The sequence below is a fragment of the Shewanella sp. 4t3-1-2LB genome (assembly GCF_017368415.1).
In the GTDB taxonomy this organism is placed as follows: Bacteria; Pseudomonadota; Gammaproteobacteria; order Enterobacterales; family Shewanellaceae; genus Shewanella; species Shewanella fodinae.
Genome location: NZ_JAFNJD010000191.1, coordinates 1 through 253, shown reverse-complemented (window position 1 = coordinate 253; position 253 = coordinate 1). Strand labels below are relative to the sequence as shown.

Annotated in this window: 1 pseudogene; it reads left to right on the top strand. The window is 50.2% G+C overall.

The features are described from left to right. Positions 1 to 146 (top strand): annotated as a pseudogene (locus J3L11_RS19255) (IS4 family transposase); the annotation flags it as partial. Positions 147 to 253 lie beyond the last annotated feature (107 nt).

Here is a 253-nt window from a genome sequence, read left to right as displayed (position 1 = left end):
AGCTGGCAGAGCAACTGATTGATACCACCCCCGACAATTCACTCACCTTGTTTGACCGAGGATTTTACTCACTGGGACTGCTAAATCGTTGGCATCAAACGGGCGAAGCCAGACACTGGTTAATGCCCAGGGTCGGAGCACACTTTGAGCAATTTCTAACCAAAGAACACTTTTTCACGGTAGTCATCGCTCCAGCTAGCTTGTTTTAGTTTGTTCCGCTGGCTCGGTGAGCCGCAATCACACTGCCGCAGTA